The 20,266-nt window shown below is 67.7% G+C and carries 16 protein-coding genes, 2 rRNA genes and 1 pseudogene; 4 read left to right on the top strand and 15 right to left on the bottom strand.

Annotated features, from left to right (window positions below; translation table 11 throughout):
* Positions 1 to 55: 55 nt before the first annotated feature.
* From hemB to K9S39_RS24330, 5 genes are all read right to left on the bottom strand, one after another.
* Complete coding sequence (gene hemB, locus K9S39_RS24350; protein WP_248865455.1) at positions 56 to 1,045, bottom strand: porphobilinogen synthase; 990 nt, start codon at positions 1,043 to 1,045, stop codon at positions 56 to 58.
* Positions 1,046 to 1,128: 83 nt separating this feature from the next.
* Positions 1,129 to 2,781: a bifunctional uroporphyrinogen-III C-methyltransferase/uroporphyrinogen-III synthase gene (locus tag K9S39_RS24345; protein ID WP_248865454.1), complete on the bottom strand. Its 1,653-nt coding sequence runs from the start codon at positions 2,779 to 2,781 to the stop codon at positions 1,129 to 1,131.
* A complete protein-coding gene (hemC, locus tag K9S39_RS24340; RefSeq protein WP_248865453.1) occupies positions 2,778 to 3,764 on the bottom strand; it encodes a hydroxymethylbilane synthase in 987 nt (328 codons plus the stop codon). The genes K9S39_RS24345 and hemC overlap by 4 nt, the downstream gene beginning before the upstream one ends.
* On the bottom strand, positions 3,761 to 5,134 hold the full coding sequence (locus tag K9S39_RS24335; protein WP_248865452.1) for a glutamyl-tRNA reductase: 1,374 nt from the start codon (positions 5,132 to 5,134) through the stop codon (positions 3,761 to 3,763). The genes hemC and K9S39_RS24335 overlap by 4 nt, the downstream gene beginning before the upstream one ends.
* Positions 5,131 to 5,919 carry a redox-sensing transcriptional repressor Rex gene (locus K9S39_RS24330; RefSeq protein WP_248865451.1) on the bottom strand — a complete coding sequence of 263 codons (789 nt, stop codon included), beginning with the start codon at positions 5,917 to 5,919 and terminating at the stop codon, positions 5,131 to 5,133. The genes K9S39_RS24335 and K9S39_RS24330 overlap by 4 nt, the downstream gene beginning before the upstream one ends.
* Before the next feature lie 333 nt (positions 5,920 to 6,252).
* Here K9S39_RS24330 and K9S39_RS24325 point away from each other — a divergent pair, with 333 nt between their 5' ends.
* From K9S39_RS24325 to K9S39_RS24310, 4 genes are all read left to right on the top strand, one after another.
* Positions 6,253 to 6,531, top strand: coding sequence for a glutaredoxin family protein (locus K9S39_RS24325; protein ID WP_248865450.1), 279 nt, complete (start codon positions 6,253 to 6,255; stop codon positions 6,529 to 6,531).
* A gap of 306 nt (positions 6,532 to 6,837) precedes the next feature.
* Positions 6,838 to 7,770, top strand: a complete 933-nt coding sequence (locus K9S39_RS24320; RefSeq protein WP_248868938.1) for an HAD family hydrolase — start codon at positions 6,838 to 6,840, stop codon at positions 7,768 to 7,770.
* 330 nt (positions 7,771 to 8,100) lie between these two features.
* Positions 8,101 to 8,883: an ECF subfamily RNA polymerase sigma factor, BldN family gene (locus tag K9S39_RS24315; protein WP_248865449.1), complete on the top strand. Its 783-nt coding sequence runs from the start codon at positions 8,101 to 8,103 to the stop codon at positions 8,881 to 8,883.
* A gap of 279 nt (positions 8,884 to 9,162) precedes the next feature.
* A complete protein-coding gene (locus K9S39_RS24310) occupies positions 9,163 to 10,365 on the top strand; it encodes a DUF5667 domain-containing protein (protein ID WP_248865448.1) in 1,203 nt (400 codons plus the stop codon).
* 183 nt (positions 10,366 to 10,548) lie between these two features.
* On the opposite strand, the gene K9S39_RS24305 is transcribed toward K9S39_RS24310, so the two are convergent.
* The 10 genes and pseudogenes from K9S39_RS24305 to K9S39_RS24260 form a co-directional block, all read right to left on the bottom strand.
* Positions 10,549 to 11,547, bottom strand: a complete 999-nt coding sequence (locus tag K9S39_RS24305; RefSeq protein ID WP_248865447.1) for a lysophospholipid acyltransferase family protein — start codon at positions 11,545 to 11,547, stop codon at positions 10,549 to 10,551.
* Between the two features lie 14 nt (positions 11,548 to 11,561).
* Complete coding sequence (locus K9S39_RS24300) at positions 11,562 to 12,611, bottom strand: NAD-dependent epimerase/dehydratase family protein (RefSeq protein WP_248868937.1); 1,050 nt, start codon at positions 12,609 to 12,611, stop codon at positions 11,562 to 11,564.
* A gap of 212 nt (positions 12,612 to 12,823) precedes the next feature.
* Positions 12,824 to 12,922: a 30S ribosomal protein bS22 gene (locus K9S39_RS24295; protein ID WP_003948845.1), complete on the bottom strand. Its 99-nt coding sequence runs from the start codon at positions 12,920 to 12,922 to the stop codon at positions 12,824 to 12,826.
* 119 nt (positions 12,923 to 13,041) lie between these two features.
* Positions 13,042 to 13,251 carry a helix-turn-helix domain-containing protein gene (locus K9S39_RS24290; RefSeq protein ID WP_248865446.1) on the bottom strand — a complete coding sequence of 70 codons (210 nt, stop codon included), beginning with the start codon at positions 13,249 to 13,251 and terminating at the stop codon, positions 13,042 to 13,044.
* A 128-nt stretch (positions 13,252 to 13,379) separates the two neighbouring features.
* On the bottom strand, positions 13,380 to 14,195 hold the full coding sequence (locus K9S39_RS24285) for a phosphatase (protein WP_248865445.1): 816 nt from the start codon (positions 14,193 to 14,195) through the stop codon (positions 13,380 to 13,382).
* A gap of 457 nt (positions 14,196 to 14,652) precedes the next feature.
* A complete protein-coding gene (locus K9S39_RS24280; protein ID WP_248865444.1) occupies positions 14,653 to 15,828 on the bottom strand; it encodes an acetoin utilization protein AcuC in 1,176 nt (391 codons plus the stop codon).
* Positions 15,779 to 15,924: pseudogene (locus K9S39_RS24275) on the bottom strand (MFS transporter); the annotation flags it as partial. The pseudogene K9S39_RS24275 and the gene K9S39_RS24280, both read right to left, overlap by 50 nt.
* 89 nt (positions 15,925 to 16,013) lie before the next feature.
* Positions 16,014 to 16,697, bottom strand: a complete 684-nt coding sequence (locus K9S39_RS24270) for an HAD family hydrolase (protein WP_248865443.1) — start codon at positions 16,695 to 16,697, stop codon at positions 16,014 to 16,016.
* Positions 16,698 to 16,790: 93 nt separating this feature from the next.
* Positions 16,791 to 16,907: ribosomal RNA gene (gene rrf / locus K9S39_RS24265) — 5S ribosomal RNA — on the bottom strand.
* 77 nt (positions 16,908 to 16,984) lie between these two features.
* Positions 16,985 to 20,105: ribosomal RNA gene (locus tag K9S39_RS24260) — 23S ribosomal RNA — on the bottom strand.
* Positions 20,106 to 20,266 lie beyond the last annotated feature (161 nt).

Raw genomic sequence — 20,266 nt, 5'->3', positions numbered from 1 at the left:
GGCGAGCCAGATGGATCACAGTCGATGAATCAGTCGCCGCATCACAGCCGACGGATCACAGGCCCCGCGCGACCTCCGTCGCCCAGTACGTCAGGATCATGTGCGCCCCGGCCCGCTTGATGCCGGTCAGTGCCTCCAGGATCGCCTTGTCGCGGTCGATCCAGCCCTTCTCCGCGGCCGCCTCGATCATCGCGTACTCACCGGAGATCTGGTACGCCGCCACCGGCACGTCCACCGCGTCCGCGATCTTCGCCAGCACGTCCAGATACGGCAGCGCCGGCTTGACCATGACCATGTCGGCGCCCTCCTCCAGATCGAGCGCCAGCTCGCGCAGCGACTCACGGAGGTTGGCAGGGTCCTGCTGATAGGTCTTGCGGTCACCTTTCAAGGACGACCCCACGGCCTCCCTGAACGGGCCGTAGAACGCCGACGAGTACTTCGCCGTGTACGCCAGGATCGAGACGTCCTCGTGGCCCGTCTGGTCCAGCGCGTCCCGGATGACACCGACCTGACCGTCCATCATGCCGCTGGGGCCCACCACATGGACGCCCGCGTCGGCCTGGGCCTGCGCCATCTCGGCGTAGCGCTCCAGCGTGGCCTCGTTGTCGACCCGGCCGTCGGCGTCCAGGACACCGCAGTGCCCGTGGTCGGTGTACTCGTCCAGGCACAGGTCGGACATGACGACGAGGTCATCGCCGACCTCGGCCTTCACGCCCCTGATGGCGCGCTGCAGGATTCCGTCGGGGTCCGTGCCCGCCGTACCGGCCGCGTCCTTCTTCGCGTCCTCCGGCACACCGAACAGCATGATCCCGGCGACGCCCGCCTCCACCGCCTCGACGGCCGCCTTGCGCAGCGTGTCGTGGGTGTGCTGGACGACGCCCGGCATGGCGGAGATCGGCACCGGCGACGTGATCCCTTCCCGGACGAACGCCGGGAGGATCAGGTCGGCCGGGTGCAGCCGGTGTTCGGCGACCATCCGCCGCATGGCGGGGGTGGTGCGCAGCCGGCGCGGCCGCGCACCCGGGAAGCTTCCGTACTTCGTCATGCCACCCACGCTACGCCCGCCTCACGCCCCTCTTTGCCGACGGCACGTCGGCTCTGGGCGCCCCCGAAGGGGCGCCCACCGGCCTACGAGTTGGCCCGCCTCCGGCGCGCCCCCGGCCGCCGCTCGCTGGGGCGGGTGACCGGGTCCCCGGCCTCCATCGCGGCGTCGCGCCGCCTCGCCCCGAACTCCGCGAGCGCTTCGGCCAGCTTGTGCACCGAGGGCTCGGGCGACATGACGTCCACGCGCAGCCCGTGCTCCTCGGCGGTCTTGGCGGTGGCCGGGCCGATACAGGCGATCACGGTCACATTGTGCGGCTTGCCGGCGATGCCGACGAGGTTCCGGACGGTCGAGGAGGAGGTGAACAGGACCGCGTCGAAGCCGCCGCCCTTGATCGCCTCACGCGTCTCGGCCGGCGGCGGCGAGGCGCGCACGGTCCGGTAGGCCGTGACGTCGTCGACCTCCCAGCCGAGCTCGATCAGCCCGGCCACCAGGGTCTCGGTGGCGATGTCGGCGCGCGGCAGGAACACCCGGTCGATCGGGTCGAAGACCGGGTCGTAGGGCGGCCAGTCCTCCAGCAGGCCGGCGGCGGACTGCTCGCCGCTCGGCACCAGGTCGGGCTTCACGCCGAAGGCGATCAGGGCCTTCGCGGTCTGCTCGCCGACGGCCGCGACCTTGATCCCGGCGAACGCGCGGGCGTCCAGGCCGTACTCCTCGAACTTCTCCCGGACCGCCTTGACGGCGTTGACCGAGGTGAAGGCGATCCATTCGTAGCGGCCGGTGACCAGGCCCTTGACCGCGCGCTCCATCTGCTGCGGGGTGCGCGGCGGTTCGACGGCGATCGTCGGGACCTCGTGCGCCACCGCGCCGTACGAGACGAGTTGGTCGGAGAGCGACGCGGCCTGCTCCTTCGTACGCGGTACGAGCACCCGCCAGCCGAACAGCGGCTTGGACTCGAACCACGACAGCTGGTCGCGCTGCGCCGCGGCGCTCCGCTCACCGACCACGGCTATGACCGGCTGGCCGCCGTCCGGCGACGGCAGCACCTTGGCGGCCTTGAGGACCTGGGCCACGGAGCCGAGGGTGGCGGCCCAGGTGCGTTGCCGGGTGGTGGTGCCGGCGACCGTGACGGTCATCGGGGTGTCCGGCTTGCGGCCCGCGGCGACCAGCTCGCCGGCGGCCGCGGCCACCGAGTCGAGGGTGGCCGACACGACGGCGGTCGCGTCGCTGGCGCCGGCCTCGGTCCAGCAGCGGTTGTCGGCGGTGCGGGCGTCGATGAAGCGGACGTCCGTGCCCTGCGCGTCGCGCAGCGGCACACCGGCGTAGGCGGGCACACCGACCGCGGCGGCGATGCCGGGCACGACCTCGAAGACGATGCCCTCGGCGGCGCACGCCAGCATCTCCTCGGCGACATACCCGTCCAAGCCGGGGTCGCCGGTCACCGCACGGACGACCCGCTTGCCCGTGCGGGCGGCCGCCATGACAAGATTGGCGGTGTCCCGAAGGGTTGGGATGTCGGCGGGGATTGACGCCTCGTCAGCTGACGCCTGCAGTGGTGTGTCCACCTGTGCCCGCGCGTGCACACGGACGACGTCCAGCACCTGCGGGTCGGCGATCAACACGTCCGCCTGCGCCAGCGCCTCCACGGCACGCAGCGTCAGCAGACCCGGGTCTCCCGGGCCGGCACCGAGGAAGGTGACCTGGCCGGAGGTGGGGTGGTTTGGGGCGGTGGGGTTCAAAGTGCTCGCTCCCCCATAAGACCGGCCGCACCCTTGGCGAGCATCTCGGCGGCGAGTTCCCGACCCATGTTCAGCGGGGTCGAGACATCGTCGGGAGAGGCGGGTACGTGCCCGGTGGTGGACATCTGCACCAGCGTGCGGCCGTCGGTCGAGCCGACGACTCCCCGCAGATGCAGTTCGGTGACAGCCTGCTCGTCAACCTGCAGGTCGGCCAGTGCCCCAACGGGTGCGGAGCAGCCGGCCTCCAGGGCGGCGAGCAGGGAACGCTCGGCGGTCACGGCGGCCCGGGTGAACGGGTCGTCGAGCGCGGCGAGCGTGGCGGCGAGGTCTGCGTTGGCGGCAGCGCACTCGATCGCCAGTGCCCCCTGGCCGGGGGCGGGCAAAACCATTTCGGGCGACAGCAGCTGCGTCGCCTCGTCGATCCGGCCGATACGGATGAGTCCGGCGGCGGCCAGCACGACCGCGTCCAGCTCGCCCTTCTCGACGTAGCCGATCCGGGTGCCGATGTTGCCGCGGATCGGTACGGGCTCCACGCGCCGGCCCAGCGACCTGGCCCAGGCGTTGAGCTGGCACATCCGACGGGGGGACCCTGTCCCCACTCGGGCGCCGTCGGGGAGCTGCTCGAATGTCAGCCCGTCCCGGGCGATCAGCGCGTCCCGGGGGTCCTCCCGCTTCGGCACGGCGGCCAGCGTCAGGTTCCCGGGCTGCGTGGTCGGCAGGTCCTTGAGCGAGTGGACGGCGAAGTCGATCTCCCCGGCGAGCAGCGCGTCGCGCAGCGCCGACACGAAGACGCCGCTGCCGCCGATCTGCGCCAGGTGCTCGCGGGAGGTGTCGCCGTAGGTGGTGATCTCCACCAGCTCGACGGGGCGGCCGGTCAGCCCGCGCACCGCCTCGGCGACCTGTCCGGACTGGGACACGGCGAGCTTGCTGCGCCGGGTGCCCAGTCTCAGGGCCCGCGGGTCCTTTGTAGTGGTGTCGTTCATTGCCCGCTCCCGTGCTGTGTGGACCGTACGTCCGCCCGACTGACGGCGGCGACCGTCTGGGGGTCGAGGTCGAAGAGTTCCCGCAATGCTTCCGCGTACCCGGCGCCGCCGGGCTCGCTCGCGAGCTGCTTGACCCGCACGGTCGGCGCGTGCAGGAGCTTGTCGACGACCCGGCGCACGGTCTGGGTGATCTCGGCGCGCTGCTTGTCGTCCAGGTCGGGGAGGCGGCCGTCGAGCCGGGCGATCTCGCTGGTGACGACGTCCGCGGCCATGGTGCGCAGGGCGACCACTGTGGGGGTGATGTGCGCGGCCCGCTGGGCGGCGCCGAAGGCGGCGACCTCCTCGGAGACGAGGGTGCGCACGGCGTCCAGATCTGCCGCCATGGGTGCGTCGGCGGCGGCGTCGGCCAGCGTCTCGATGTCGACGAGGCGGGTGCCCTCGACACGGTGCGCCGCGGCGTCGATGTCGCGCGGCATCGCCAGGTCGAGCAGTGCCAGGGGCGCGTCGCGTCCGGTGACCGCGGCCGCGATCATGTCGCCGCCGAGGACCAGGCCGGTCGCGCCGGTACAGGAGATGACGATGTCGGCGACCGCCAGCTCGTGCTCGACACAGGTCATGGCCGCCGCGCGGGCGCGCAGCCCGTTGGCGGCACCGGGGCCGCCGGGCTCGGTCAGGATCTGCACCAGCCGCTCGGCGCGCTCGACGGTGCGGTTGGCGACCGCCAGCTCGCCGATGCCGTTGCGTACGAGGGTGGTGGCGGCCAGCGACGACATCGAGCCGGCGCCGATGACCAGCGCCCGCTTGTCCCGGGCCCATGCGGCGATGTCCGTGCCGCCGGCCCCGCCGCCGGCGAGCTGCTCCAGGCCGAAGGTGACCAGCGACTGGCCGGCCTTGTCGATGCCGGTCTCGCTGTGGGCGCGCTTGCCGACCCGCAGGGCCTGCTGGAACAGGTCGTTCAGCAGCCTCCCGGCGGTGTGCTGCTCCTGGGCGACGGCCAGCGCGTCCTTGATCTGGCCGAGGATCTGGCCCTCGCCGACGACCATCGAGTCCAGGCCGCAGGCCACCGAGAAGAGGTGGTGGACGGCGCGGTCCTCGTAGTGGACGTAGAGATAGGGGGTGAGCTCCTCCAGCCCGGCGCCGCTGTGGCGGGCCAGGAGCGTGGACAGCTCGGCCACACCGGCGTGGAACTTGTCCACATCGGCGTAGATCTCGATGCGGTTGCAGGTGGAGAGCACCGCGGACTCGGTGACCGGTTCGGCCGACACCGCGTCCTGCAGCAGCTTGCCGCGCGCTTCGGGGACCAGGGCAGCCCGCTCCAGCACGCTCACCGGCGCGGTGCGATGGCTCAGTCCGACGACGAGAAGGGTCATGCCGGCATCACGGCGGGCACATCCCCGTCAGGTCCCTTGCGGTCGGCAGCGGCGGCGGCAGCAGCGGCAGCGGCGGTGGTGGGGGCCACCGGGGCCGACGGGCCGGTTTCCGGTCCCGTCTCCTCGCCCGCCTTGCGCTGTTCGTGGAAGGCGAGGATCTGCAGCTCTATCGACAGGTCGACCTTCCGTACGTCCACGCCGTCCGGGACGGTCAGTACGGTCGGCGCGAAGTTGAGGATCGAGGTGACACCGGCGGCGACCAGCCGGTCACAGACCTGCTGCGCCGCGCCCGCCGGCGTCGCGATGACACCGATCGAGACGCCGTTGTCCCGGATGATCGCCTCCAGCTGGTCGGTGTGCTGCACCGCGATACCGGCGACGGGCTTGCCCGCCATGGCCGGGTCGGCGTCGATCAGCGCGGCGACCCGGAAGCCGCGGGAGGCGAAGCCGCCGTAGTTGGCGAGCGCGGCGCCGAGATTACCGATACCGACGATGACGACGGGCCAGTCCTGCGTCAGGCCGAGCTCACGCGAGATCTGGTAGACGAGGTACTCCACGTCGTAGCCGACGCCCCGGGTCCCGTAGGAGCCGAGGTAGGAGAAGTCCTTGCGCAGTTTCGCGGAGTTGACCCCCGCCGCGGCCGCGAGCTCCTCGGAGGAGACCGTGGGGACCGAGCGCTCGGAGAGCGCGGTCAGTGCACGCAGATACAACGGAAGCCGGGCGACGGTGGCCTCGGGAATCCCTCGGCTTCGGGTCGCCGGTCGGTGAGTTCGGCCAGTTGCCACGGTGCTCCTGCGGGTAGAGCGGGGCTGCGGGCGACCATACGTAACCCGACCGCCCTGTCTTCTGCAGGCTATGTCTTTGTGAACGCGTGCACAAAGATGGTGTCCGTTTTGTCGGGCCAAAGTGACCGGGGTCACGCGGCTTTCGGCGGCGTTCGCGGAACCAACTCCCACGTCACACCGTTCACACGCGCCACGCCGGTATCGCGGTAGCGCCGACGGGAGCACGCGTCTCACTCCTCACCGCTATACCCCCGGAAACCTGCAAATCGCCCACCGATGGTAATCGAACCGGCGTCTTCGCAGCACCGTCGCGGCCCAGGCACAATGGCCCCCATGGCCCCCTTGTTCCGCCGCACCGCCCGCAAGAACCCCGCCGAGCGCATGGTCACCCTCATCGGGAAGCCGGGCTGCCATCTGTGCGACGACGCCCAGGCCGTGATCGAGAAGGTGTGTGCCGAGACCGGCGCGTCCTGGGAGAAGAAGGACATCACCGAGGACCCCGAGCTGCACCGCAAGTACTGGGAGCAGATTCCGGTCGTCCTCGTGGACGGCGCCCAGCACGACTTCTGGCGGGTGGACCCCAAGCGGCTGCGTACGGCACTGGGCGCCTGAGCGCCACGGACGGGCCGCCGGGATGGCTGTAACGCAACCGTCGGGCACCCTCGGCCTGCCTGACACGCGCCCGTAACCGGAACCACCGAACAAACTGGCTACGCTGGCCATATGCCCCTCCCGTCGCCCGACCGCCGCCCCGGCAGGAGTCCCTTCGGGACGCACCCCTTCGCGCCGCCCCACTCCCGCCCCGGCAAGACCACCTCCGGGACGCCCGCGTCGCCCGACCACCACCCGAGCGATGGTCAGTCCGACGCACCTCTCCCCGCGCCGCCCGACCCGCGCCCCGGCAGGCGCCCCTCCGGGATGCACTTCCCCACGGGATGGTTCACCCGCCACCGACGCCCCGCCACCGCACGGAGTGTGCTGGCCGGCGAGGCCGCGGCCGAGGCCGCCCGCAAGACCTCCCAGGAGCTGCCGCCGGAGGCCGAGGAGGCCGCGGAGGAGCCCGAGTTCCCGGTCGTCGGGGACGCGTCGGCCGCCGCCTTCTTCGACCTCGACAACACCGTCATGCAGGGCGCCGCCCTCTTCCACTTCGGCCGCGGCCTCTACAAAAGACACTTCTTCCACAAGCGCGATCTGGCCCGCTTCGCCTGGCAGCAGATCTACTTCCGGCTCGCCGGCTCGGAGAACCCCGAGCACATGGCCGACGTCCGCAACAGCGCGCTCTCCATCGTCCAGGGCCACCGCGTCTCCGAGTTGATGTCCATCGGCGAGGAGATCTACGACGAGTACATGGCCGAACGCGTCTGGCCCGGCACCCGCGCCCTCGCCCAGGCCCATCTCGACGCCGGCCAAAAGGTCTGGCTGGTGACCGCCGCCCCCGTCGAAACCGCGACGATCATCGCCCGCCGGCTCGGCCTGACCGGCGCGCTGGGCACCGTCGCGGAATCCGTGGGCGGCATCTACACCGGCAGGTTGGTGGGCGAACCGCTGCACGGCCCGGCCAAGGCCGAGGCGGTGCGCGCCCTCGCCGCCGCCGAGGGCCTGGTGCTGTCGCGCTGCGCCGCCTACAGCGACTCCGCCAACGACATCCCGATGCTCTCGCTCGTCGGGCATCCGTACGCGATCAACCCCGACAGCCGGCTGCGCAAGCACGCCCGGGAGCACGGCTGGCGGCTGCGCGATTACCGAACGGGCCGGAAGGCCGTCAAGATCGGCATCCCGGCGGCCGCCGGTGTGGGTGCCGTCGCGGGCGGCGCGGCGGCCGCCGTCGCGCTCCAGCGCCGCCGCCGCTGACCAGGACTGATCATCCGGCGTCGCGGCAAGCCAACTGCGCTATCTACCCCCACCGCTCTCCCGTCAGTCCCATTGCTTGCGCTCAACCACAACACGCCCTCCAACCAGGCAGATTGCGCTTCCTTCCGATCAAAAGTTGCTCAATGTTCGATACTTGATCTGCCATCAACCCGGCACAGACCGTAAGTAATCGATGATTTGAGCAACTGGGTGTAGCGCTGCCTATACGAAGCGTTATTCTCCTCAGACGCAATCCGGAACCCACACGTCCCTACGACGAGTGAATGGTCCCGCAATGCACGTGATGGAAGCTCTGCCTCTGGGAGTCCCGTGTACCCACACGTCGGGGTTGACGCCTCGGGCCTGGCTACGCTGCGTACGACACTCGTCGACCACCTGCGCAGTTTCGTCCCCACCGCGTACGCCGTCCCCGCATTCGCCTCTGCCGTCCCCGCCGGCCCCTGCTACGCCCTGGCCGACGGGGGGACCGCGGTCAGCAAGGCCGCCGGCCGCACCCGCCGTTCCGGCGCCGGCACGACCACCGCCCGTCGCCCCGCCGACAGCGACAGCCGCCGCATGATGGACCTGGTCGAACGGGCCCAGGCCGGCGAGGCCGAAGCCTTCGGCCGTCTCTACGACCAGTACGCCGACACCGTCTACCGCTATATCTACTACCGCGTGGGCGGCCGGGCCACGGCCGAAGACCTCACCAGCGAGACCTTCCTGCGCGCCCTGCGCCGTATCGGCACCTTCACCTGGCAGGGCCGTGACTTCGGCGCCTGGCTGGTAACCATCGCCCGCAACCTCGTCGCCGACCACTTCAAGTCCTCGCGCTTCCGCCTCGAAGTCACCACCGGCGAAATGCTCGACGCCAACGAGGTCGAGCGCAGCCCCGAGGACTCGGTCCTCGAATCGCTCTCCAACGCCGCCCTGTTGGAGGCGGTACGCAAGCTCAACCCCCAGCAGCAGGAGTGCGTGACCCTGCGCTTCCTGCAGGGCCTCTCGGTCGCCGAGACCGCTCGCGTCATGGGCAAGAACGAGGGCGCCATCAAGACCCTCCAGTACCGGGCCGTCCGCACCCTCGCACGGCTCTTGCCGGACGACGCCCGCTGACCCCGCCCACCCGCCCCCACCGCCCATGCACCTCTTTTCCGCCCGCTCCGCTTACGCTTGGTGATCACCCATGCCCGGTCGGTCAGATCATCGTGAGTGCGTAACCCGAGTGCCGCGCCGCTCGTTGTGCGGGATGCAGGCTCCATGCGGTCACGCCGTGCCGGTCGCCCCTCACTCGATCGGGTGGTCACGAACAACGGCGTGCAGCCGTCCGGTTCCGTCCGGATGGTCAAAGCCAGTCCGGGGAGTCGAGCGGGATGACGAGAGGAGGTGCCGCCCGTGATCGCGAATGTCTCGGTGCACCGGCGGGCCAACGCCTTCGCCCAGGCCCTGGAGGAGCAGGTCCTCAAGGGCGCGGCGGCCGAGGACAGGGTCGACAGTCCGGCGCAAGCGCCGGAAGAGGCACGGCTGTTGGCGGTCGCCGACGGTCTCGGGGAGCTCCCGAAGCCGGAGATGACCACCGAGGTCAAGACGGTCCAGCGTGCCCAGCTCATCGCCGCGATGGAGGCCGCCTTCGCCGAAGGCGCCCCGTCGGACGGTGCCAGGGTGCCCGAGCAACGCACATCGAAGGGCGCGCACCGCGCGGCGAAGTCGCTCGGCCGACTGCGTCCGCGCTCCCGCCTCTCCAAGGGACTGGCCGCGGGCGGGCTGACGGTCGGCGTCGCCGCCGGCGCGTTCAGCGGCGTCGCGGCGGCCAGCTCCGACGCACTCCCCGGCGACTCCCTGTACGGCCTCAAACGCAGCATGGAGGACCTCTGGCTCGGCCTGGCCGGCGACGACTCCGACCGCGGGCAGCTCTATCTCGACCAGGCCGCCACCCGCATGGCGGAGGCACGGCGCCTGATGGAGCGCGGGCGGGTCGCCGACCTCGACCACGAGTCTCTCGGCGAGGTCCGCAAGGCGCTCTCCGGCGTCCGGCACGACGCCGGGGAGGGACACCGTCTGCTGTCCGCCGCCTACGCACGCGACGGTTCGCTCGGCCACATCCAAGCGCTGCACTCCTTCACCACGTCACATCACCGCACCTGGAAGAAGCTGCGCGAACGCCTCCCGGTACAGCTCAAAGACGTCCAGGAGGACGTGACGTCGGTCTTCCAGGCCATAGACGACGAGGTCGATCCGCTCCGCCCGCTGCTGCCGCCGGCCGCGGGCGGCAAGAAGCAGCAGCAGGGCCCACCCGCCGCGTCCGGGTCCGGTGACCGCGAGCGTCCGGCCCCGTCCGGCGAGGACAAGCCCTCCGGCAAACACCGCCGTGGCTCGCAGGGCCCCCGCCCGTCGCCCTCACCGGCGCAGGAGGACGGCCTCCTCGGCGGCAATACAGGCGGCCTGCTGGATCCGCCCAGGGACGGCAGCCCGCTGCCGCACGACGGCGGCCAGGGCGGCCACGACGCGCCCGGGGACACGGAGGTCACCCTCCCGCCGCTGCTCCCCGGGCTCCTGCCCGACCTGGGCATCGACGACGGCCAGGATTCCGCGAGATAGTCCTACCGAAACGCCATAGGGAAACAGCCGTTCCGACGTGGCCATACGAAACGGTCAGACGAAAATCGCCAGACCGAAGTAGCCACAGCGAACCATCCGTATCGAAGGTGCTATTCGAAGCAGACGTACGCGATATCCAGCAGTCCCCATGACGGCGCGCTCGGTGTTCTTCCGGTCCTTCCCTCAGAAGAACACCGAGCGTCGCTGTACGAGCAGCTTGTAGAGGGTGTGCTGAATCGTTTCCCGCACCTGGTCCGTCAAGTTGAACATCAGCATCGGATCGTCGGCGGCCTCCGGCGGATAGCCGTCCGTGGAGATCGGCTCGCCGAACTGGATCGTCCACTTCGTCGGCAGCGGCAGCGCCCCCAGCGGACCGAGCCACGGAAAGGTCGGCGTGATCGGGAAGTACGGCAGCCCCAGCACCCGCGCCAGGGTCTTGGCGTTCCCGATCATCGGGTAGATCTCCTCCGCGCCCACGATCGAACACGGCACGATCGGCACACCGGCCCGCAGAGCCGTCGAGACGAACCCGCCCCGCCCGAACCGCTGCAGCTTGTAGCGGTCCGCGAAGGGCTTGCCGATGCCCTTGAAGCCCTCCGGCATCACCCCGACGACCTCACCGCGCTCCAGCAGCCGCTGGGCGTCCTCAGCACAGGCGAGGGTGTGCCCCGCCTTGCGCGCCAGTTCGTTTATCACCGGCAGCACGAACACCAAATCAGCCGCCAGCAGCCGCAGATGGCGCTCGGCCGGATGGTTGTCGTGCACCGCGACCTGCAGCATCAACCCGTCGAGCGGCAGCGTCCCCGAATGGTTGGCGACGATCAGCGCGCCGCCTTTGGCGGGGATGTTCTCGACGCCCTTGACCTCGACCCGGAAGTATTTGTCGTAGAACGGCCGCAGCAGCGACATCAGGACCTGGTCGGTGAGCTCCTCGTCGTAGCCGAAGTCATCGACCTCGTACTCGCCGGTGATCCGCCGCCGCAGAAAGCTCAGTCCGCCCGCGATCCGCTCCTCCAGGGACCGTCCGGCGTCCGGCCGCCCGGCCGGCGACGCCTCCATGGCCCCGCTCCGCGCCTCCGGTACGGGCGCCAGCGCCGGACCACGCCCCGCGCGCCCGTCCCGTCTGGCCTTTCTGCGGGCCCGCGGCTCCTCACCGAAGGGAATGACCTTGGCGTCCGCCATCGTGGGTGAACTCCTCACTGGGTCTGGCCGGAACGTGCGGACAGCACGCCGGCGAGCCGGTCGACGGTGCGGGCGAGGGACTCGGGCGGCAACAGCCCCGGTCCACGGCTGCGGGCGAATTCCGCGAAGGTCTCCGCCGTCGTGTACTGCGGATGGAACCCCAGCGTCTCGCGCATCTGTGTCGTCTGGACGACCCGGCCGTGCGTGAGCATCCGGATCTGTTCCGGCGAGAAGTCCGTGATGCCGACGGACCGCAGCGCCGAGCCGGCCCAGGTGACCGTCGGCAGGAACAGCGGCAGCGTGGGCCGCCCCAGCCGCCGGGAGGTCTGCGACAGCAGCAGGACGCCGTCCCCGGCGATATTGAACGTGCCGCTGTTGAGCGTGCCCCGGCGCGGCGCGGAAGCGGCGATCCGCAGCACCTCGATGGCGTCGTCCTCGTGCACGAACTGCAGCCGCGGGTCGTAGCCGAAAACCGTCGGCAGCACGGGCAGCGAGAAGTACTCGGCGAGCGGCGAATCCGCGCACGGCCCGAGGATGTTGGCGAAGCGCAGTACGCACACGGCCACATCGGGCCGCCGGCGGGCGAAGCCCCGGACATACCCCTCGACCTCGACGACGTCCTTGGCGAAGCCGCCGCTGGGCAGCGACTTCGGCGGGGTGGTCTCGGTGAAGACGGCCGGGTCACGCGGCGCGGAGCCGTAGACGCTGGCACTGGACTTGACGACCAGGCGCTGCACCCGCGGGGCCTTCTGGCAGGCGCCGAGGAGCTGCATGGTCCCGATGACATTGGTTTCCTTCACCGCAGCCCGCCCGCCACGGCTGCCCAGGGGCGTGCCGTTGATGTCCATATGGACGACGGTGTCGACGCCCGTCTCGGCCAGGACCCTGGCGATCGCCGGATGCCGGATATCGGCCTTGAGGAATTCGGCGCCGCCCAGATGGTGCTCCGGTGGCACGGCGTCGACCCCGATCACCCGGTCGACGTCGGGATCGCGCTGGATCCGACGTACGAACCGGCCCCCCAGTTGCCGCGCGGCTCCCGTGACGAGCACGACCTTGCCCAAGATCAGCCCTTCCTTCCCGCCTTCGGCCATCGCCTGAGCCGAGCTGTGCGGTTCACGCTATCGGGTCGGTGTTGCACTGTGATGACCGCACGATGCACTGAGCCGCATTTCCGCCTCAGCACCGTCCATACGGCCCACAACGCACCGCGGCCCCCCACCACACCAAGGTGATGGGAGGCCGCGAATTCGCGATCAGCGTCGCTTACTTCTCACTACTTCTTGTTACGACGCTGAACACGGGTGCGCTTGAGCAGCTTGCGGTGCTTCTTCTTGGCCATCCGCTTACGCCGCTTCTTGATAACAGAGCCCACGACTACCCTCGCTCACTTCGATTCACTCGGTGCGGGGCGTCCGAGCCCACACTACCTACATCGGGCCAGCCTACCCGTCGCCGGGCGTATGGCGTAATCCGAGGGTCCGTACGGGACCTTCAGGCCGATTCCACCCCCACATAGGACTCACGGAGATAGTCGTGAACCGCCTGCTCCGGAACCCGGAAGGACCTCCCCACGCGGATCGCGGGCAGATGACCACTGTGCACCAGGCGGTACACGGTCATCTTCGACACTCGCATCACCGTGGCAACTTCCGCCACCGTCAGAAACACAACCTCGTTCAGAGGCCGCTGTTCTCCAGCCATGGACACACCTGCACCTTCCGCATAAGACGGGCACCGGCTTCCCCTCCGGTGACTCTTCGTCGCTATGCGCTCACTCCCCAATTTAGGGGCGGGTGATGCGAGTGGGGAAGAGGAGCAGCGAAGGCCGCCTACCATGACAGACTCGCCCGATTGAGTACATAGCGTGTCAGCGGCCGGTAGTAAACGGCCTGGACGGCGTCGTCGAGCGGCACCACCACGGACACCCGCCCCTCCGCCTGCCCGACGAACAGCGCGGGGTCGTCCGTATCCGCCAGCCCGATCGCCTCGATGCCGAGCTGACCTGCTCCGCAGACCCAACCGTGGTCCCCGATCACCAGCTCCGGCAGCGGCCCCGCGGAGTCCGCCGCGGCGGCCAGAGCCGTCCGCACCGGGAGCGGCGAATGGGTGTGCACGCCCCCCAGGCCGGACGCGCCCCGCACGCCGGTTTCGCGCATCAGCGCGACTCCCCGTACGTAGTCAAGGCCGTACGTACGTACCCCGAACCGGGTCGCTATGTCGATACGGTCGCCATACGCGGGGGTGAGCACGGAGCAGCCCGCCGACGTGAGCACGTCTGCGAGCGTGGCGTAGAAGTCCAGCAGCCGGTGCGGATGACCGGTCCCCAGCAGCACCGGCACGCGCCGGCCCGCCGCCTCACCGACCCGGTCGGCAAACCGGTCCAACGCCGCGATTGTACGGTCAGGATCGATCACATCAGGGCCGAAGGTGTGCGCCGGATCGGCCGAAACCCCACACTCCTGTCCCATCAGTCGCAGAACTTCCCCGACCGGCCAGTCCCGTTCGGGATCCAGCCCCAGCAACACCCGGGGATCCCGCGCCGCGAAGAGCCGGTACCGCCCCAGGCTCTTCTCCCGCATGGTCGCGATAGTCCCCGCGAGCCGCGCCTCGATCAGGTGCGCCCGCAGCGCCCTGGTGCTCAACACGCTGATCATGCTGACCCGTTGGCCGGGTACCGGATGCCCTAACCGATGGGTAGTCACACATCTGGGGCAGGGGGTGTGGGGGTGAGCATGCCCGGGCGGTGCGTTTCTGAGGTGGGGCGTCTGGGGTGGGATATCTGGGGTGGGGGTGAGCTGGGGAGTGGTGTGCTGAGGGATGCTGTGCTGAAAGGCGCAAAGGTGCGTGGTCCATGGCCCGTGCAGGCGGTGCCGTATGAGCTACGTCGTACCGGGCGGTGCCTGCTGAGCCCGCGCCGTGTTGGCTGTGCCATGCGGGGCGGTGTCGTGCTGCCTGTGCCATGCGGGCGGTGCCGTAGGAGCAGCTCCGTAGGTGGTCATCGCCATCCTGGGGGGGTGTCCACACTGAGCACGTCACACTGAGCAGCGTCCTTTCGCTGACGTGGCGACAGGCGGGAAATACCCCTCGCCCCAACCGCGTCCCCTACGGCAACAGCCCATGCGCCGGAAACACCGCCCGGCGGGTGGCCAGTACCGCCTGGTCCAGCCGGTCGGCCGGGTCGTAGCCGCCATCGGCGAAATCCCGCCAGGTCGGGGTACGCCCATCGGTCATCCGCTGCGGCCCCAACTGCCGGGTCCTGCGGAACACTTCGTGCCGCCACGCCTCCGGCACCATCGTCGTCGGATCGATGGGCCGACCCGCCGCGATCGCCGTCAGATGCGTCCAGCTGCGCGGCACCACATCCACCACCGCATAGCCGCCGCCACCGAGCGCCACCCACCGCCCGTCCGCGTGCTCATGCGCCAGATCGTGACAGGACTCGGCCACCATCCGCTGCGCGTCGACGCTCACCGCCAGATGCGCGAGCGGGTCCTCGAAGTGGGTGTCCGCACCGTGCTGCGTCACGACCACCTGCGGCCGGAACGCCCCGAGCAGCTCCGGCACCACCGCGTGGAACGCCCGCAGCCACCCCTCGTCAGCGGTCCCGGCCGGCAGCGCCACATTCGCCACGCTGCCCTCCGCGCCGTCGCCGCCGCTCTCCTCCGGCCATCCGGTCTGCGGGAAGAGCGTACGCGGATGCTCGTGCAGCGAGATCGTCAGGACCCGTGGGTCCTCCCAGAACGCCGCCTGCACCCCATCGCCGTGGTGCACATCCACATCCACATACGCGACCCGCTCGGCGCCCAGCTCCAGCAGCCGGGCGATCGCCAGCGAAGCGTCGTTGTAGATGCAGAATCCGGACGCGCCGCCCGGCATCGCGTGATGCAGCCCGCCGGTGAAGTTCACCGCATGCTGCGCGTCCCCGCGCCAGACAGCCTCGGCCGCCCCGACCGACTGCCCGGCGATCAGCGCCGATGCCTCATGCATACCCGAAAACGCCGGATCATCCGCTGTGCCCAGACCGTACGAGGTGTCCGCCGAGTCCGGGTCCGCCGAAGCGGCACGGACCGCCCCGATGTAGTCCTCGCGGTGCACCAACCGCAGCGTGGAATCGCCGGCCGGCTTGGCCGCGACCACTTCCAGGGGCCCGCGGTCGAGCCCGTACGCCTCCACCAGACGCATGGTCAGCGCGAGGCGGACCGGATCCATCGGATGACCGGGCCCGAAGTCATAGCCCGTTACTGCCTCGTCCCACATCAGTTGTGCGCGGCCGCTCATGGTCGTCACCGTATCCGGCCTACGGCGGCCGAACGAACGGGCATACAGGAGCATCACCAGCACCAGGGCCATCGGGACGAGCATTGCCCCGCGATGGACCATGCGTACCGCCGGAGACCGCCAACGACAGATGCCAGCCCGGACCCGCCCGGACCGGCGAGGTACCCACGACGCCCACCCACCAATCACGCCAGCAGCTGCGGCAGTTCCGTCATGTCGGAGAAGTGCGCGACGGCCCCGGCCAGCTTCGCCGCCGGTGTCATCGCCGTGAACCCATAGACATCCATCCCCGCGTCCAGTGCACCCTGCACACCAAGCGGGCTGTCCTCAACAACAGCACACCGCTCGGGCGACACCCCCATCTGTTCCGCCGCATGCAGAAACAGATCCGGCGCCGGCTTCCCACGCCCCACATCCTGCGACGAGAAGATGCGATTATCCCCTCCGCCATGGACGCCTTCCGCCCCGAATTTCTCCAACCCGAACTTCTCCAACAGCCCGGTCTTACTCAGCGCCACCCGGATCCGCTCATGGGTCCCCGACGAAGCGACGCAATACGGCACTGCGTCCCCGGCCAGCTTCTCCAGCACCCCGACCACACCCGGCACCGGCTCCAGTTGCCGGTGGAACGCCTCGAAAACCCGGGCATGGAAGCCGTCGTCAAAGTCGTCCGGCAACCGCTGGCCCGACCGCTCCATGACGATTTCGTGGATCCGGTGCATCGCGGAGCCCATGTAGTCACGGATCGAATCCTCGTACGTGGTCGGGTGGCCCAACTCAGTGAGGTAGTCCGCGAGGATCCGATTGGAGATCGGTTCGCTGTCCACCAGGACACCATCGTTATCGAAAATGATCAGATCATAGCGCATGCCACCGAGCGTACCGAGCCGCTTCTGTCCGCGAACGCAAAAAAGCTCCGGTTCCTGAACCACAAAGGATTCAGGAACCGGAGCCCAAAAATAGTTCGGCGGCGTCCTACTCTCCCACAGGGTCCCCCCTGCAGTACCATCGGCGCTGAAAGGCTTAGCTTCCGGGTTCGAAATGTAACCGGGCGTTTCCCTAACGCAATAACCACCGAAACACTATGAAAATAACAACTCCAGCCGGCAACGGCGAGTTCATTACTTCAGAACCAACACAGTGGACGCGAGCAACTGAGGACAAGCCCTCGGCCTATTAGTACCAGTCAACTCCACACCTTACGATGCTTCCATATCTGGCCTATCAACCCAGTCATCTACTGGGAGCCTTAACCCATCAAGTGGGTGGGAGCCCTCATCTCGAAGCAGGCTTCCCGCTTAGATGCTTTCAGCGGTTATCCCTCCCGAACGTAGCCAACCAGCCATGCCCTTGGCAGAACAACTGGCACACCAGAGGTTCGTCCGTCCCGGTCCTCTCGTACTAGGGACAGCCCTTCTCAAGACTCCTACGCGCACAGCGGATAGGGACCGAACTGTCTCACGACGTTCTAAACCCAGCTCGCGTACCGCTTTAATGGGCGAACAGCCCAACCCTTGGGACCGACTCCAGCCCCAGGATGCGACGAGCCGACATCGAGGTGCCAAACCATCCCGTCGATATGGACTCTTGGGGAAGATCAGCCTGTTATCCCCGGGGTACCTTTTATCCGTTGAGCGACGGCGCTTCCACAAGCCACCGCCGGATCACTAGTCCCTACTTTCGTACCTGCTCGACCCGTCAGTCTCACAGTCAAGCTCCCTTGTGCACTTACACTCAACACCTGATTACCAACCAGGCTGAGGGAACCTTTGGGCGCCTCCGTTACCCTTTAGGAGGCAACCGCCCCAGTTAAACTACCCACCAGACACTGTCCCTGATCCGGATCACGGACCCAGGTTAGACATCCAGCACGACCAGAGTGGTATTTCAACAATGACTCCCCCTGAACTGGCGTCCAGAGATCACAGTCTCCCACCTATCCTACACAAGCCGAACCGAACACCAATATCAAGCTATAGTAAAGGTCCCGGGGTCTTTCCGTCCTGCTGCGCGAAACGAGCATCTTTACTCGTAATGCAATTTCACCGGGCCTATGGTTGAGACAGTCGAGAAGTCGTTACGCCATTCGTGCAGGTCGGAACTTACCCGACAAGGAATTTCGCTACCTTAGGATGGTTATAGTTACCACCGCCGTTTACTGGCGCTTAAGTTCTCAGCTTCGCCAACCCGAAGATTGACTAACCGGTCCCCTTAACGTTCCAGCACCGGGCAGGCGTCAGTCCGTATACATCGCCTTACGGCTTCGCACGGACCTGTGTTTTTAGTAAACAGTCGCTTCTCGCTGGTCTCTGCGGCCACCCCCAGCTCAGAGCGCAAAACTCATCACCAGAAATGGCCCCCCTTCTCCCGAAGTTACGGGGGCATTTTGCCGAGTTCCTTAACCATAGTTCACCCGAACGCCTCGGTATTCTCTACCTGACCACCTGAGTCGGTTTAGGGTACGGGCCGCCACAAAACTCGCTAGAGGCTTTTCTCGACAGCATAGGATCATCCACTTCACCACAATCGGCTCGGCATCAGGTCTCAGCCATAAATGTGCAGCGGATTTACCTACCACACGACCTACACCCTTACCCCGGGACAACCACCGCCCGGGATGGACTACCTTCCTGCGTCACCCCATCACTCACCTACTACTGGCTCGGTTCACCGGCTCCACCACTCCGCTTCACCCGAAGGATCCACGGCGGCTTCACGGGCTTAGCATCACCAGCCTCAGCGCTGACGCTTCATAGCGGGTACCGGAATATCAACCGGTTATCCATCGACTACGCCTGTCGGCCTCGCCTTAGGTCCCGACTTACCCTGGGCAGATCAGCTTGACCCAGGAACCCTTAGTCAATCGGCGCAAGAGTTTCCCACTCTTGTATCGCTACTCATGCCTGCATTCTCACTCGCGAACCGTCCACAACTCGCTTCCACGGCTGCTTCACCCGGCACACGACGCTCCCCTACCCATCCACACACCCGTTAGGGCTCCTGTATGAATGACACGACTTCGGCGGTGTACTTGAGCCCCGCTACATTGTCGGCGCGGAATCACTTGACCAGTGAGCTATTACGCACTCTTTCAAGGATGGCTGCTTCTAAGCCAACCTCCTGGTTGTCTCTGCGACTCCACATCCTTTCCCACTTAGCACACGCTTAGGGGCCTTAGTCGATGCTCTGGGCTGTTTCCCTCTCGACCATGGAGCTTATCCCCCACAGTCTCACTGCCGCGCTCTCACTTACCGGCATTCGGAGTTTGGCTAAGGTCAGTAACCCGGTAGGGCCCATCGCCTATCCAGTGCTCTACCTCCGGCAAGAAACACACGACGCTGCACCTAAATGCATTTCGGGGAGAACCAGCTATCACGGAGTTTGATTGGCCTTTCACCCCTAACCACAGGTCATCCCCCAGGTTTTCAACCCTGGTGGGTTCGGCCCTCCACACGGTCTTACCCGCGCTTCAGCCTGCCCATGGCTAGATCACTCCGCTTCGGGTCTTGGGCACGCTACTCAACGCCCTCTTAGGACTCGCTTTCGCTACGGCTCCCCCACACGGGTTAACCTCGCAACATACCGCAAACTCGCAGGCTCATTCTTCAAAAGGCACGCAGTCACGACACAAGGAACAAGTCCCTGTGCGACGCTCCCACGGCTTGTAGGCACACGGTTTCAGGTACTATTTCACTCCGCTCCCGCGGTACTTTTCACCATTCCCTCACGGTACTATCCGCTATCGGTCACCAGGGAATATTTAGGCTTAACGGGTGGTCCCGCCAGATTCACACGGGATTTCACGGGCCCCGTGCTACTTGGGTGATTCTCAAACGAGCCGTACAGATTTCAGCTACGGGGGTCTTACCCTCTACGCCGGACCTTTCGCATGTCCTTCGCCTACCCATACGGTTTCTGACTCGCCGACCGGCCGGCAGACCGATCAAGAAAACTCCCACAACCCCACATGCGCAACCCCTGCCGGGTATCACACGCACATGGTTTGGCCTCATCCGGTTTCGCTCGCCACTACTCCCGGAATCACAATTGTTTTCTCTTCCTGCGGGTACTGAGATGTTTCACTTCCCCGCGTTCCCTCCACACTGCCTATGTGTTCAGCAGCGGGTGACAGCCCATGACGACTGCCGGGTTTCCCCATTCGGACACCCCCGGATCACAGCTCGGTTGACAGCTCCCCGGGGCCTATCGCGGCCTCCCACGTCCTTCATCGGTTCCTGGTACCAAGGCATCCACCGTGCGCCCTTAAAAACTTGGCCACAGATGCTCGCGTCCACTGTGCAGTTCTCAAGCAACGACCAGCCACCCACCACCCCGCCACACAAGACGAGTTCACTGGGGCCGGCATCCCGAAGGCCAGACATCAAGTCCGCACCCTCAGACACCCAACAGCGTGCCCGACCCACCTCATCAATCCCCA

The organism is Streptomyces halobius (genome assembly GCF_023277745.1).
Taxonomy (GTDB): Bacteria; Actinomycetota; Actinomycetes; order Streptomycetales; family Streptomycetaceae; genus Streptomyces; species Streptomyces halobius.
Note: the sequence above shows the minus strand (reverse complement) of the source record. Positions and strands in the feature narration are given on the sequence as shown.